The organism is Streptomyces sp. NPDC002513, from assembly GCF_053595355.1.
Window position 1 is genome coordinate 22,019 of sequence record NZ_JBSFXK010000034.1, and the last position, 13,576, is coordinate 35,594.

The 13,576-nt window shown below is 71.8% G+C and carries 13 protein-coding genes; 9 read left to right on the forward strand and 4 right to left on the reverse strand.

Features of this window, described 5'->3' with window-relative positions:
- Positions 1-171: 171 nt before the first annotated feature.
- The 3 genes from ppk2 (at position 172) to ACWD5Q_RS21830 (ending at position 3,314) form a co-directional block, all read left to right on the forward strand.
- A complete protein-coding gene (gene ppk2, locus ACWD5Q_RS21820; protein WP_451428690.1) occupies positions 172-975 on the forward strand; it encodes a polyphosphate kinase 2 in 804 nt (267 codons plus the stop codon).
- A gap of 165 nt (positions 976-1,140) precedes the next feature.
- Complete coding sequence (locus ACWD5Q_RS21825; RefSeq protein WP_451428691.1) at positions 1,141-2,037, forward strand: DMT family transporter; 897 nt, start codon at positions 1,141-1,143, stop codon at positions 2,035-2,037.
- Between the two features lie 311 nt (positions 2,038-2,348).
- On the forward strand, positions 2,349-3,314 hold the full coding sequence (locus tag ACWD5Q_RS21830) for a glycosyltransferase (RefSeq protein WP_451428692.1): 966 nt from the start codon (positions 2,349-2,351) through the stop codon (positions 3,312-3,314).
- A gap of 153 nt (positions 3,315-3,467) precedes the next feature.
- Here ACWD5Q_RS21830 and ACWD5Q_RS21835 read toward each other — a convergent pair whose 3' ends face one another.
- Complete coding sequence (locus ACWD5Q_RS21835) at positions 3,468-3,629, reverse strand: hypothetical protein (protein ID WP_451428693.1); 162 nt, start codon at positions 3,627-3,629, stop codon at positions 3,468-3,470.
- Between the two features lie 525 nt (positions 3,630-4,154).
- On the opposite strand from ACWD5Q_RS21835, the gene ACWD5Q_RS21840 reads away from it, so the two are divergent.
- From ACWD5Q_RS21840 to ACWD5Q_RS21860, 5 genes are all read left to right on the forward strand, one after another.
- Entirely contained in the window at positions 4,155-5,561 is a 1,407-nt protein-coding gene (locus tag ACWD5Q_RS21840) for a cytochrome ubiquinol oxidase subunit I (RefSeq protein ID WP_451428694.1), read from the forward strand.
- A gap of 75 nt (positions 5,562-5,636) precedes the next feature.
- The gene (locus ACWD5Q_RS21845; protein WP_451428695.1) at positions 5,637-6,659 is read left to right on the forward strand and encodes a cytochrome d ubiquinol oxidase subunit II; all 1,023 of its coding nucleotides are present in this window, start codon (positions 5,637-5,639) and stop codon (positions 6,657-6,659) included.
- A gap of 181 nt (positions 6,660-6,840) precedes the next feature.
- Entirely contained in the window at positions 6,841-7,035 is a 195-nt protein-coding gene (locus ACWD5Q_RS21850; protein ID WP_451428696.1) for a DUF2795 domain-containing protein, read from the forward strand.
- Between the two features lie 509 nt (positions 7,036-7,544).
- Positions 7,545-8,999 (forward strand): multicopper oxidase family protein, encoded by a 1,455-nt coding sequence (locus ACWD5Q_RS21855; RefSeq protein WP_451428697.1) that lies wholly within the window; start codon positions 7,545-7,547, stop codon positions 8,997-8,999.
- A 233-nt stretch (positions 9,000-9,232) separates the two neighbouring features.
- A complete protein-coding gene (locus tag ACWD5Q_RS21860; RefSeq protein WP_451428698.1) occupies positions 9,233-9,439 on the forward strand; it encodes a hypothetical protein in 207 nt (68 codons plus the stop codon).
- Positions 9,440-9,557: 118 nt separating this feature from the next.
- Here the strand turns inward: ACWD5Q_RS21860 and ACWD5Q_RS21865 are convergent, their stop codons facing one another.
- The 3 genes from ACWD5Q_RS21865 to ACWD5Q_RS21875 form a co-directional block, all read right to left on the reverse strand.
- On the reverse strand, positions 9,558-9,917 hold the full coding sequence (locus tag ACWD5Q_RS21865; RefSeq protein ID WP_451428699.1) for a DUF5133 domain-containing protein: 360 nt from the start codon (positions 9,915-9,917) through the stop codon (positions 9,558-9,560).
- 89 nt (positions 9,918-10,006) lie between these two features.
- Positions 10,007-10,447 carry an Lrp/AsnC family transcriptional regulator gene (locus ACWD5Q_RS21870; protein WP_451428700.1) on the reverse strand — a complete coding sequence of 147 codons (441 nt, stop codon included), beginning with the start codon at positions 10,445-10,447 and terminating at the stop codon, positions 10,007-10,009.
- A 43-nt stretch (positions 10,448-10,490) separates the two neighbouring features.
- Positions 10,491-11,840, reverse strand: coding sequence for a transaminase (locus ACWD5Q_RS21875; RefSeq protein WP_451428701.1), 1,350 nt, complete (start codon positions 11,838-11,840; stop codon positions 10,491-10,493).
- Positions 11,841-12,123: 283 nt separating this feature from the next.
- Here ACWD5Q_RS21875 and ACWD5Q_RS21880 point away from each other — a divergent pair, with 283 nt between their 5' ends.
- Positions 12,124-13,380, forward strand: coding sequence for a hypothetical protein (locus ACWD5Q_RS21880; RefSeq protein WP_451428702.1), 1,257 nt, complete (start codon positions 12,124-12,126; stop codon positions 13,378-13,380).
- Positions 13,381-13,576 lie beyond the last annotated feature (196 nt).

Sequence of the window (13,576 nt, forward strand, 5' to 3'; positions counted from 1 at the left end):
GTGTGCCCCGCCGGGACGGCGGGCGGACCACCGGGGCGGACATGCGGGCCGCGGGGGCAGGCATGCGAGCCGCGGGGGCGATCAGTACGGTGGCGTCCTGATGTGCGACACGCCCGGCTCGGACCTCGACCGGGCGGGGAGGGACGCACGTCATCGACCTCGGGAGGCGGCATGGCCGGCAACCAGACGGCGACGCTGCCGCGCAGGACCTACGAACAGGAACTGCTGCGGCTGCAGACGGAGCTGGTGAAGCTCCAGGAATGGGTGCGGGCCGCGGGCGCCCGGCTGGTCGTGATCTTCGAGGGACGCGACGCGGCGGGCAAGGGCGGCACCATCAAGCGGGTCACGGAACACCTCAACCCCCGGGTGGCGCGGATCGCGGCGCTGCCCAAGCCGACCGAGCGCGAGCGCACCCAGTGGTACTTCCAGCGCTATGTCGAGCATCTGCCGGCGGCCGGGGAGATCGTGCTGTTCGACCGCAGCTGGTACAACCGGGCCGGTGTCGAGCACGTCATGGGTTTCTGTACGAAGGAGGAGCACCAGCTCTTCCTCCGCCAGTGCCCGATCTTCGAGCGGATGCTGGTGGAGGACGGGGTCCTGCTGCGCAAGTACTGGTTCTCGGTGAGCGACGCGGTCCAGCAGGAGCGCTTCCGCCGCCGTCTGGAGGATCCCATACGGCGCTGGAAGCTCTCGCCGATGGACCTGGAGTCGATCACCCACTGGGAGGCGTACTCCCGGGCCAAGGACGAGATGATGGTCCACACGGACATCTCGGAGGCCCCGTGGTACGTCGTCGAGAGCGACGACAAGCGCCGGGCGCGGCTCAACATGATCGCCCATCTGCTGTCCTCCCTGCCGTACCACGAGGTGCCGCCGCCGGTGCTCGAGCTGCCGGAGCGGCCGCCGTCGACCGGCTACGAGCGCCCGCCGCGCGATCTGCAGACCTATGTGCCCGACCACGCGGCGAGTCTGTGACGGGTGCGGCTTCCCGGCCGGGCCCGGACCCCTGCGCCTCGCCCGCGGGGCGTCCGGGCATCTCCGTGCACGCGCCGTCGGTCCTCCGAGCCGCGTGGCGGTCCGGCGGTGCCGGGGCGCCGTAGCCCAGAGGCCGGGCCCGGCTCGCCAGGGCATGCTGGAGAGGTGATCGTCCTCGCAGCGCTGTTCGCGGTCACCGGCGCAGCCAGCAACGCGATGGGCACCGCCTTCCAGCGCAAGGCGGCGTCCACGGTCGCTCGTGGCGGCGGCCTGCGGCTGATGCGCGCGCTCGTCCATCGGCCCGCCTGGCTGATCGGCATCGCCGGGGTCGTCGGCGCCGCGCTGTTCCAGGCGCTCGCCCTGGTGAACGGCCCGATGGCACTGGTGCAGCCCCTGTTCGTCCTGGAACTGCCGTTCGCCCTGTTGATCGCCGCCCGCCTCATGCACCGGCGGCTGCCGAACGCGGGCTGGTGGGCGATCGGCTGCGTGGTGACCGGTCTCGCGCTGGTCCTCGGCGCCGCCGCCCCCTCCGGCGTCCGGGACCAGGCGGGCATGGTCCGCTGGGTCCCGGCTCTGGTGCTCAGCCTGGGCAGCATGGCGGCGGCGGTCGCCCTGGCCCGCCCCGGCCGCCCGCCGCTGTTCCGGGCCGCCGTACTGGGCGCGGCCTCGGCCGTCGGCAACGCTCTGACCGCCGCGTTGCTCAAGTCCGCGACGGGAACGTTCGCGGCGGCCGGCCTGCCCGCGTTCCTCACCGCCTGGCAGACCTACGGCTTCGCGGTGACCGGCGTCTGCGCCATCCTGCTGCTGGAGAACGCGCTCCAGGCGGGCTGGCTCGCGGCCTCCCAGCCGGCCCTCACCATCGGGGACGCCACGGTGAGTCTGCTGCTCGGCATCACGCTGTTCGACGAGCGGATCCGCACCGGCTGGTGGTTCCTGCCGGAAGCCGTCGGGGTCGGGCTCATCGTGTGGGGTGTGGTGCGGTTGAGCCAGGTGGTGCCGAGCATCCGGGAAGGGCCGCAGGACGCCGGCGACCGGCTGAGTACGCCGCCCGTCACGTCCTGAGTGCGCCAGCGGTGCCATCGCCTTGCCCGTCGCCTTCCCTGTTTCCCGCGACGCGACGGGCCGGGACGAGGCAGCCTCGCACGGCCGGTGGGTCCTCGCTCTGCGCGCATCACCCGGATGCCGTACACCACCGCGCCTCCGGCGCCCCGGCGACCGACGCTGATCGGGGTACCCGACCGTCTCGCGACACCGGCGATCCGGCCCGTACCGGGTCATCCGTGTCTCGACGGCGTGAGCAAGCCCGGGGCGGGTCGCCGACGTGGCCGCGCACCGGCCCGCGGCGGGTCGGAAACGGGACGAGGAGCGACCGTATGAACATCCTTCTGTGGCGTGTGCACAGTTCCTGGACGACGGCGTTCGTCCAGGGCCCCCACACCTACCTCGTTCCCGTGACACCGGGCCGCGATCCGGACGGGCCCGGGCGGGCCCGTCCGAGCTCCTGGCCGGCCTCGGTGCGGGAGGTGACACCGGAGGAACTGCGGGACACGGATGTGGATCTGGTCCTGCTGCAACGGCCGCACGAGCCGGAGCTGGCCGAGCGCCGGCTCGGCGGCCGTCGTCCCGGCCGTGACCTGCCCGCCGTCTACGTCGAGCACAACGCGCCGGACGGAGACGTCCCCCGCACCCGGCACCCCTTCGCCGACCGCTCGGACCTGACCCTGGTGCACGTCACCCATTTCAACCGGCTGTTCTGGGACTCCGGCAGCACCCGCACCGAGGTGATCGAACACGGCGTCGTCGACCCCGGTCACGAGTACACCGGCCGCCTGGCCCGCGCGGCCGTCGTCGTCGACGAGCCGATGCGGCGCGGCCGTCACCTGGGCACGGACCTGCTGCCCGCCCTCGCCGAGGCCACCCCGCTCGACGTCTTCGGCAGGGACACCCAGGGCCTGGCCGCCTGCCTCGGCCTGCCCGAGGAGCAGTGCCGCAGCGCCTGCCTGCCCCAGGCCGAGCTGCACCGGGCCATGGCGCAGCGCCGGTTCTATCTGCATCCGATGCGGTGGACGTCCCTCGGGCTGGCGCTCCTGGAGGCCATGCACCTCGGCATGCCGGTGGTGGGGCTCGCCACCACGGAGGTGGTCGAGGCGGTCCCGCACGGCGCCGGCACACTCTCCACCCGCCCCGACGTCCTGGCCCGCACCGCCCGGCACTATCTGCACGAACCGGAGGCCGCGGCGGCCGACGGCGCCCGCGCCCGCCAGGCGGCCCTCGGACGGTACGGACTCAAGCGTTTCCTCGCCGACTGGGAGCGCGTGATGGCGGAGGCCCGCTCATGACCCCGCCCCACCACTTCCCCGACACCGGCGCTTTCACTCCGGAGGGCACTTCGGAGGGTCCCGGCTCGCTTTCCGTACCGCCGTCACGGGGGCGGTCCGGAAAGCCCCCGCCCGCCGGGGCCGCCGGGCGCCCGGTCCCGGCGGACCCGTCAGTCAGTCCGCGGCGTCGTCCGCCGCAGGACCGGCGTCCTCCTCCTCGGCCTCGAAGTCCTCGCCCTCGGCCTGCGAGGGAGTGGTGCGCGGCGGCTGGTCGGCCGGGCCCATCTCGTCCGGGAACCGCTCGCCCTCCGCCTGCGAAGGTGTGCTCTCGCTCATTCGTGCCTCCTCCGGTACGTGTGGCCGGCGAGTGTCGGGTGCCTGAAGGTGTCAGGCAGCCGGTACGTGTCACGAGTCGGCCGGCCGGGAGTTTTCTGCGACTGTCGCAGACGCGGGTGCGCCGCACGACGGACGGATCCCGACCGTCGAGCCCGCCTCAGGCTCGTGGAGGTCGATGCCCGAGCGGGTCCGATGGGATCCGGCCGGCCCGGCGCGCGGCGGTCCGCCCCGGCGCTCCGTACGTCGCTCATCGCGCCTCACCCGTCTCCCGGCGCCGTGTCCACGGGGGGGGACACCGGCGCCCTTCGAGTACCCGCGTCCGCTGCGTCCCACCCTCCCCGGGGCCGCTTCCGTCAGCCGTCCGCCACGGGGGCACGCCGGTCCCGGCCACCGCCGGTGATGCTCCGTTTGCGGGGAAAACCGACAGGTCACGCGCGGCGCACGCGCTTCGACTGACGGGAGGGGCAACGGTGGTTCGGGGGCTGCCGTCGGTCGGTGGCGCCGCGTGGGAGAGAGGAAGGTCCGATGGAACCGGTCACCGCGCTGCCGCGAGCACTCGCCGCCGCCAGACCGGAGGACCTGGACGCCGCCCGGGCCCAGATGGGCTTCTCCCTGGCCTGGCACATCGTGCTGGCCTGCCTCGGTGTCGGACTGCCTCTGCTGACCCTGATCGTGGAGTGGTGGGGCTGGCGCACCCAGAACCCCTCGTACCGACTGCTGGCACGCCGGTGGGCCCGGGCCATGGGGGTGCTCTTCGCCGTCGGCGCGGTCTCCGGCACGATCCTCAGCTTTGAACTGGGTCTGCTGTGGCCGGGGCTGATGGGGACCTACGGCCAGGTCATCGGGCTGCCGTTCGCCTTGGAGGGCATCGCCTTCTTCATCGAGGCGATCTTCCTCGGTATCTATCTGTACGCGTGGGACCGGCTGCCGCCCCGCCTCCATCTGCTCACGGGCGTGCCCATCGTCGTCGCCGGAGTGGCCTCGGCCTTCTTCGTCGTGTGCGCCAACGCCTGGATGAACCAGCCCCGCGGCTTCACCCTGCGCGACGGCAAGGTCGTCCACGTCGACCCGTGGGCGGCCATGCTCAATCCGGCGACACCGCCGCAGACCACGCACATGATCCTCGCGGCCCTGATGGTGGCGTCCTTCCTCACCGCCAGCGTGTACGCGGTGGCGCTGCTGCGCGGGCGCCGGGACGGCTACCACCGCCTCGGCTTCACCGTTCCGCTGGCCCTGGGCGCGATCGTCGCCCCGTTCCAGCTCGTCGTCGGGGACTGGGCCGCCCGCTTCGTCGCCCACTACCAGCCGGTGAAACTCGCCGCGATGGAAGGGGTCTACCACACCGGAAGCCATGTTCCGCTGACCCTGGGCGGCATCGCCGGCCAGGGCGGCCTGCGGTACGGGCTGGAGATTCCCAACGGGCTGTCCCTGCTGGTGGGCTTCAGCCCGCACACCGTGATCAAGGGGCTCGAACAGGTACCGCCCGGCGACCGGCCCCCGGTCACGGGGGTTCACCTCGCCTTCGACCTGATGGTCGGCTGCGGCATGTTCCTGATCGCGATCGGTGTCTGGCTGCTCGTGCTCGCGCTGCGCCACCGCCGCCGTCCCGGGCCCTGGCTGGAGGGGACGGGCCGCCCGTTGCGGCTCTTCCTCGCGCTGGGGGCCCTCGCCGGTCCGGCGGCGGTCGTGGCCCTCGAGTGCGGCTGGACGGTGACCGAGGAGGGACGTCAGCCGTGGGTGGTGGTGGGCCTGATGCGCGTCCATGAAGCCGTGAACGTCGCTCCGGGGCTGAGAACCGGGTTGTGGCTGGTGGTCGCCGTGTATGTGCTGCTGACCATCGCCACGGTGTACGTCCTGCGCCTTCTGACCCGCGACCGGCCCGTCCCCGTCGCGCCCCAGGAGAGCGACGTGGAGGAGTACCGCGTTGTCTGAGGTGTCTGACCGCTCACCCGCCGGGTCTCTCGGCGGCACCGGACCCGCCCGCACCGCCGAGACAGGGGGACGCTGATGCTCGCCGACACGGCACTGGCCGTCATGTGGGTCGGTCTGACCTGCTACGCCCTCTTCGGCGGCGCCGACTTCGGCGCGGGACTGTGGGATCTCCTCGCCGGCACCAGCGAGCGCGGCCGAGGGCCCCGGCGGCTCATCGAGCACAGCATCGGCCCGGTCTGGGAGGCCAACCACGTGTGGCTGATCTTCGTCGTGGTCCTGCTGTGGACGGGGTTCTCCCCGGTGTTCGCCGCCGTGATGTCCACGCTGTACATCCCGCTGACCCTCACCGCCCTCGGGATCATCGCGCGCGGCGCCGCGTTCGCCTTCCGCAAGGCCAGCACGGAGGTGTGGCAGCAGCGGCTGTTCGGCGGCTGTTTCGCGCTCTCCTCCGTCGTCACGCCCTACTTCCTCGGCTCGGTCGCCGGGGCCGTGGCCTCCGGCCGGGTCCCGCCGGGCGTGGCGAAGGGAGATGTGATCACCAGCTGGCTCAATCCGACGTCGGCGCTCGGCGGCGTACTGGCCGTCCTCGTCTGCGCCTATCTGGCGGCGGTCTATCTGAGCGGGGACGCCGCCCGGGCCGGCGACGCGGACCTGACGGCCTACTTCCGGCACCGGGCGCTGGCCACGGGAGTGCTGACCGGGGTCGTGGCACTGGCAGGCGTCGCGATCCTGCACGAGGACGCCCCGCAGCTGTTCCACGGTCTCACGCACCGGGCGCTCCCCCTGGTCCTGGTGTCCGCCGTGCTGGGTGCGTCGAGTCTGGTGCTGCTGCTGCGCGCCGAGACGACCTTGGTGCGGGTCACGGCGGCCTCCGCCGTCGCCGCCATCCTGTGGAGCTGGGGACTCGCCCAGTACCCGGTCATGCTGCCCCCGTCGGTCACCATCGGTGCCAGCGCCTCCACGTCCTCCGTGCTCGGCACGTCTCTCGCCGCCCTGGCGGTCGGCGCGGTGCTGCTCGTACCGTCGCTGCTGTGGCTGTACGCCCTGTTCCAGCGCCGTCCCGCGGCCGGGCGTGCGCAAGACCGGCGAGGCTCCTGAGACGGCGTACGACACGAGGGCGGACTCGTGACCGGATCCGTGACGCGCTCACCGGCCGCGATCGGAAAGTCCGGATTCCTTCCGCATTGTCCCGACAGGGCACGGGTACTCGCCGCTCTGGCGCTGTTGTCGGCGCCGACGAACCGGAACACAGAAACCATTTCATCGCCCTGGAGGAGCCATGGCGGCTGTCAGCCCCACCGACCTGCAGAAAGCACTGTCGGGCGCTGAGTACCCGGCCGACACCCGGCAGCTCACGAAGATCGCCCAGAACAACCATGCGCCCAAGGAGATCACCGAGCGCATCTCCCACCTCGGCAAGAAGAAGTTCCAGAATCCGGCCGAGGTGAGCAAGGCCGTCTTCGAGAACGAGTGACCCGAAGCGGCACCGACGTGTGACGCGGCGGCCGGGGACCGTTTCCCCGGCCGCCGCGCCGTCGGTCATGCCCCCGGCCCGCCCAAGACCCACCGCGCCGGGGCGCGTCAGCGGCCCCGCCCGGACGGGGGCGCCGCAGCCCGGTCCACCGGGACGAGGGTGTACGGCAGCGGTCCGGGACCGCTGTGCCACGGGGCCCGGCGATGCGGCACGGGGGGGTCCCGGCGGCGTACGACCGCGGTCCCGGGATGCGATCGGCACCCCGGGGTGCGGTGACCCGTGCCCTGCGGCGGCACCGCCCGGGCCACCGCGTAGTGCTGTTTGAGTGGATGCCGCCACCGTCCGCGCGTCGTCGGTGCGGACGAGGACACTGTCCTGCCTACGCTCCCGCTGACGGACCGTCAACGCTCCGTCACCACCTCGGGCCGGGCGTCACCCGCCCGGCCGCACGGCTCTTTCCGGGGAGAGATGTGTTCGGGCCCATTACTCGTTCTCCGCTGATCCGGTCGATGGCCGGCCTGGCTCTCGCCTCGGCCTGGCTGGCCGGCTGCGTGGGCGCGTCCGTGACGGGACAGACCGACGGACCGCACGAGCCTGCGGCGCAGGACGGCCCCGCGGCCGCGGGCCTGGGCCCACGACTGCAGGACCCTCCGGAGCTGGTCAGCCACGACGGCCTCCTGAAGGTCAACCTCGTCGTGGAACGGCGCAAGGCCCAGGTCGGCGATCGCCGGCTGTACGCCACCACCTACAACGGCGCGTACATGCCGCCCACGCTACGCGTACGGCCCGGCGACCGCATCGACCTCACCATGACCAACAACATCGACGAGGACACCAATCTGCACACGCACGGCCTTCACGTCTCGCCGCGCTCCCCCTCGGACGACATCTTCATCGCCATCAAGTACAAGCAGAGCTACCACTACAGCTACCAGCTCCCGCGCAACCAGCCGATCGGCACCTACTGGTACCACTCGCATGCCGACATGTTCTCCGCCCCGCAGGTCGCCGGTGGCGAGTCGGGCATCCTCATCGTCGACAGCTTCCAGCGGTACCTGCCGGCGTCGCTGCGCGGCATCACCGAACACACCATCGCGCTCAAGGACTTCCAGGTCCAGGGCGACTCGATCAGGACGCGCCCGCTGAGCATCGGCGCGCCCACCCAACGCACCGTCAACGGCCAGCAGAATCCGGTCATCACCATGCGGCCGGGCGAGACACAGCTCTGGCGACTGGCCAACATCGGCGCCAACATCTACTACCGGCTCCGTCTCCCGGGCACCCGCTTCCATGTGATCGCCCAGGACGGCATTCCCGTGCGCAAGATCTACGCCCAGGACACCCTGCTCATCCCGGCGGGCGCCCGCTTCGACGTCCTCGTCCAGGGCGGCAGCTCCGGCACGGCCCGGCTGGAGACCCTCCCCTACGACAGCGGGCCGGCCGGGAACAAGTTCCCCCAGGCCGACCTCGCGACCGTCGTCACCAGCGGCACACCCATGACGCGGGCCGCCATCCCGACCGGCTTCGCCCCGCACGAGGACCTGACCCGCTCCAAGATCGCGGCCCGCAAGACCATCGTCTACACCGAGAACAAGGCGGGCACGAAGTTCTTCATCAACGGCCGGGCGTTCGATCCCCGCCGGACCGACTTCACCTCCACCCTGGGCACGGTCGAGGAGTGGACGGTCCGCAACGACTCGGACGAGGCCCACAGCTTCCATCTCCACACCAACGACTTCCAGCTGATGAGCATCAACGGGAAGGCCCAGCCGCCCTCCCGCGGCTGGTACGACACGGTGAACGTGCCCGCGCGCGAGGTCGCCGTCCTGCGCGTCCACTTCACCGACTTCACCGGCAGGACCGTTCTGCACTGCCACATCCTCAACCATGAGGATGAGGGCATGATGTCCGTGCTCGACATCGTCCGGCCTCGCGCCAAAAGCCCCGCGCCCGGCGTCCGATGACCGCCGCGGGCGAGCGCCGGTACGTCAGGACAGCAGCGCTTCCGTCACTTCACGTATAAATCTCACAACTCTCCGTATCGGTCGGCCGGGTGTGGAGATACGTCACCGCTTGACGTGTGCCTCTCGGGATGCGCGCCGCGTCATCTCGATGAAAAGTGAGGGAAGAGGTGGTGTCCTGCCCTCGGGACGACCGCGGGTGCCACCACTGCGGATCGACTCGCATAGGAGACACCATGCCGACGTCACAGCCTGATGCGTCACGTCGCCTCTCCGATGACCGGGCCACGCCGGACGAGCTGCTGCACTCCGTTCCGGCGGAGACCTCGGCGGAGGATCTGGTCCTCGCCTCGGGCAGGGACATCACCCCGAGCACGCTCGCGTGGGCGGAGCGGAAACTCGCGTCCGAGGGGCAGGCCGCGTTCGACAAGCTACTGCCCTAGTGATCCCGGTCCGCGGTCACCGTACCGGAGCCGTGGGCGTTCCGGTGCGGTGACCGCGGACCGGCCACGGCCCCGAGGCGAGGCCCGGGCCCGGGCGCGGCACACCCGACGAGGCGGGTCAGACTGCCATCGGCAGACCGCTCTCACCGTCCGTCCGGCGCGCGGTGTCCCTCCCGGTGCCCGCGACGAGCAGCGCGTCCGCGGCCTGAACGGCCTCGGACACCGTGCGGGTCCCCGTCATGACGCACAGCGTGTAGCTGACGTCCTCCAGTTCTCGCGCCCTCTCGGGTGTGTTTCTCTCGGCAAGCGCGATCCGCAGGGAGGCATACCGGGTCAGTAGTCCTCTGACCGTCTTCGGATCCGGAACAAGCACAGCGAGGCCCTCTCTACTCAATGGTTTCGATTCGGATGCCCCGTCACGTGCAAACCATGCACAACTCCCCTCACGTGGGCACTTTTTGGCACGTTCTCGACGCACGCGATCGAGTGCGGGCCGGGAGGGGACCAGGAGGTGACCGAGAGAGGGCCGGGAGGGGAGGGGGCCGGGCGAGGGCCGGGAGGGGACCGCTATCCCACGTTCCAGAGGAAGCGATGGGTGTGGATGCCGAAGTACGGGAAGGCCTGAACGCGTTCGACGCCCTCCGTCACCCGGACCACGTCGCCCACGAAGTCGAGCAGTTCACGTGGCCCGGCGCAGACGACCTCCACGAACAGGTCGAAGCCGCCCGACGTCAGAACCGAGTAGACCACCTCCGGGTGGGCGGCCAGCTCGTCGGCGACGGCGCGCGGATCGCCGTCCACCGCGACGCCGAGCAGCGCCATCGCCTGGCCGCCCATCCGCATCGGGTCGGTGACCCCGACGACCTGCACGACCTTGGTGTCCAGGAGCCGTTGCAGGCGCTGGCGCGCCGCCGAGGGGGAGAGACCGACCCGGGGGCCGAGGTCGGCGTACGCGATACGGCCGTCGGTTTGCAGCTCACGCAGAATGGCCCGGTCGATCTCGTCCACGCTCTTCCTTCCAGGCGGTCGCCGCCCAGCCTACCGACGCCGGTCAGCCGACCAGCTCGGCCAGGGCGGCGTCGAACAGCTCGGTGTGGGTGTCGACGTCCTCCTCGGTGGTCGCGGGGCACATGAGCGCCATGTTGTGGAACGGGGTGAGCAACACGCCCCGGTTGGCCAGAAAGAGATGCAGGTAGTCCTCCAGCTCGGCGTCGGAGGCGGCCGACGACTCGGTACCGGTGCGCGGCGCGGGGTTCGCGAAGCGGTACTCGGTACGGGCGCCGAGCCGGCTGACCGACCACGGCAGCTCCCGCCGTTCGATGCACGACCGCACGCCGTCCTCGAACCGCTGGGACAGTTTCGCCATCCCGGCGAACGCCTCGTCCGTGAGGACGTGTTCGAGGGTCGCCCGGGTGGCGGCCGTCGAGAGCGCGTTGCCCGCGAGGGTGCCGCCGACCCCGCCCATGTCGACGAGGTCCAGGTCCTCCCGGCCCAGCAGCCGTTCCGCCAGTTCGGCGGACAGCCCGTAGGCACCCGCCGGGATGCCGCCGCCGATCGCCTTGCCGATGGTGAGCAGATCGGGCGCCAGGCCCCAGGCGGCGGTACAGCCGCCGGGGCCCGCGGAGAAGGTGTGCGTCTCGTCGTTGATCAGCAGGGTGCCGGTCCGCCGGGTCAGCTCCCGCACGCCCGCGAGGTAGCCGGGCTCGGGCAGCACGATGCCGATGTTGGTGAGGGCGGGCTCCATGAGGACCGCGGCCACGTCACCGTGCGCGAGTTCGCGTTCGAGCTGGTCGAGGTCGTTGAACTCGGCGACCCGGCTGGTCAGGGTGACGTCGCAGGGCGCGCCGACGTTGCCGGGCCGGGCCATGCCGCGCCCGTCCGGTCCCACCACGATCAGCGACTCGTCGACGCTGCCGTGATAGCTGTAGCTGTTCACGAGGATCTTCGGGCGGTCCGTGACGGCCCGCGCGAGCCGGATCGCCCACCGGTTGGCGTCGGTCGCGGTCAGCGAGAAGCTCCACCGGGTGAGCCCGAAACGCCGGGTGAGTTCCGCGCCGACCCACTCGGCGTCCTCCGTGGGCAGCATCGCCGTGGCACCGCCCAGTTCGGCGAACCGCCGGTGCACGGCCGCCGTGACCGCGTCCGGGGAGTGACCGGCCATCGCCCCGGTGTCACCGAGGCAGAAGTCGATGTAGTCGTGGCCGTCGATGTCCGTGACCCGGGCGCCGCGTGCGGCGGCGAGATAGCGGGGGAAGGCGCCCGCGGTCTTGTTCATCCAGGTCATCGGGACCCGGCCGAAGAGATGGTCGGCGCGTTCGTAGGCAGCCCGCGAACGCGGGTTGTGCCGCTCGGCCTCGGCGCTCTCGCGGGCGAGGAGCTGACGCAGACGGGCGCGGTCCATGGCGTACCCCTATGTCCGGCAACGTATGACGGCCAGGACTGTACGACTGAAACAAGCGTTTCATCAATGCATCACCGCAGAATCCGCTGTGCCAACAATCGATTCGCATGTTCCCCGGGCACCGGGAGAAGCGATGTGGCGACGCAGTGCGGCGCCGTGCGCCACGGGGGCATACGGTGGGAACAAGCGATCATGACCCCGGCTCCACCCCCGTCCCCGGCCCCGCGACAGGCGCGACCACACCGGAAACCGCGCCCGTCCCGATTCCTCACAGAGTGACCCCATGGCAAAGTCCTCCACCGCCCCTGCCACGGCTCCCGACACCGTCTGGCTGGCGCGCGGGCGCCACCTCGGCCCGAGCGCCGAGGACTCCGTCCGGCACCGGCTGCGGGATCTGCAGAGCAGCACGGCCATCCAGGACCACCTCGGATTCGAGGGCTCCCGTGACGGCGTGCCCCATCGTGCCTTCGAGGCCCGCTGGCTCGTGGCCGGCGACGTCGTCGTGCGGGCCCGCCTGAACATCGAGGCACCTCAGGAGAGGGACAGCACGCAGGAGTGGCTGCTGGTCGCGGAGGCGGACCGGGCCTGGGACCTCGACTGGCCCTCGCCCGCCACCGTGTTCTGGCCCGAGGACGCCGACGCGCCCTGGGACCACGACGTGGTCGGGGACCTGCGCTTCCGGGAGATCAATCGGCTGCCCTCGGAGGACCGGGTGCTGCGGCGCCTGCTGAAGGACTGCGCGCGCCACTCCTGGAGCATCCATGTGATCGTCCACGAGGCGATGACACCCGACGAGCGCGGGCTGCGTCCGCTCGCGCCGCTGCTGCCGCCCAGCTTGCGGCACCGGATCGTGGAGCACCGGGCCGCGCCCGAGCAGTTCCAGGTGGTCAACTGGGGGCTGTACGACCTGGGGGCGCGGGTACCCCGCGGGGGCGCCGTGGTGCTGCCCTCGGCGCCGACCGCCCCCGGTGTCGGTGACGACGGCTTCGCCGTGCGCACCGTGTTCCTGGACGGGTCCGAACCGGTGGAGCTCATCGAGACGGTGTGCCGCTACGCCCTGGAGCCCCGGCCGCTTCCCGAGGGCGCCGAGGAGGCCCTGTCCGATCTGCGGACACAGTGGCACCTGACGACCCTGGAAGAGGAACTGGCCGCCGCGCGTAGTCAACTCGCCGCCTATGCCGAGGCCTTGGACGCCATGACGAAGTCGCGCGACCTGTACCGGGAGGCGGCCGAGCTGGCCCATGAGGCGCTGGCGGCCTACCAGGACTCGGCCGGCGCGCTGCCCGCGCCACGGCATGAGGCGCGCAAGCGGGAAGGCTTCTCCCTGCGCACCCTGACGAAGTCGCTGGAGCGCGTCCGGGACGGCGCCAAGCAGCTCCGCCCCCCGGGCGCCGAGGGGCCCCGCGCCGCGGACCCGGCCGAGGAGGAGACAGCCGCGGGCCGGGAGGGGGACGCCTCCACGCCCGGCGGCCGGGAGCAGGACGAGGGGGCCGCGGGCCCGTCCCCCGCACAGCCGTCCGACGGCCGGGCACGGGAGTAGCCCGGTCCGGTGGCCCTCAGGCAGCCCCGTACGACCGCGCCGCACCTCACCTCTCGGGCGTCCGGCGGTCATCCGCGAACGACCGGCCGTGGTACGGCCGATGCCCCCGTGGCGGTGCGTCAGCGAGGAGACTGCCTTCCACGCGGGACACGTACGCGGTCACGGCATTCACCGGTCGCCCGGCGCCGTGTGGCAC

What these genes read in the sequence shown, in the direction of transcription:
- ppk2 (WP_451428690.1), top strand. Translation starts at nt 172, where the DNA reads ATGGCCGGCAACCAGACGGCGACGCTGCCGCGCAGGACCTACGAACAG.
- ACWD5Q_RS21830 (WP_451428692.1), top strand. Translation starts at nt 2,349, where the DNA reads ATGAACATCCTTCTGTGGCGTGTGCACAGTTCCTGGACGACGGCGTTC.
- ACWD5Q_RS21835 (WP_451428693.1), bottom strand. Translation starts at nt 3,629, where the DNA reads ATGAGCGAGAGCACACCTTCGCAGGCGGAGGGCGAGCGGTTCCCGGAC.
- ACWD5Q_RS21840 (WP_451428694.1), top strand. Translation starts at nt 4,155, where the DNA reads ATGGAACCGGTCACCGCGCTGCCGCGAGCACTCGCCGCCGCCAGACCG.
- ACWD5Q_RS21845 (WP_451428695.1), top strand. Translation starts at nt 5,637, where the DNA reads ATGCTCGCCGACACGGCACTGGCCGTCATGTGGGTCGGTCTGACCTGC.
- ACWD5Q_RS21850 (WP_451428696.1), top strand. Translation starts at nt 6,841, where the DNA reads ATGGCGGCTGTCAGCCCCACCGACCTGCAGAAAGCACTGTCGGGCGCT.
- ACWD5Q_RS21855 (WP_451428697.1), top strand. Translation starts at nt 7,545, where the DNA reads ATGGCCGGCCTGGCTCTCGCCTCGGCCTGGCTGGCCGGCTGCGTGGGC.
- ACWD5Q_RS21860 (WP_451428698.1), top strand. Translation starts at nt 9,233, where the DNA reads ATGCCGACGTCACAGCCTGATGCGTCACGTCGCCTCTCCGATGACCGG.
- ACWD5Q_RS21875 (WP_451428701.1), bottom strand. Translation starts at nt 11,840, where the DNA reads ATGGACCGCGCCCGTCTGCGTCAGCTCCTCGCCCGCGAGAGCGCCGAG.
- ACWD5Q_RS21880 (WP_451428702.1), top strand. Translation starts at nt 12,124, where the DNA reads ATGGCAAAGTCCTCCACCGCCCCTGCCACGGCTCCCGACACCGTCTGG.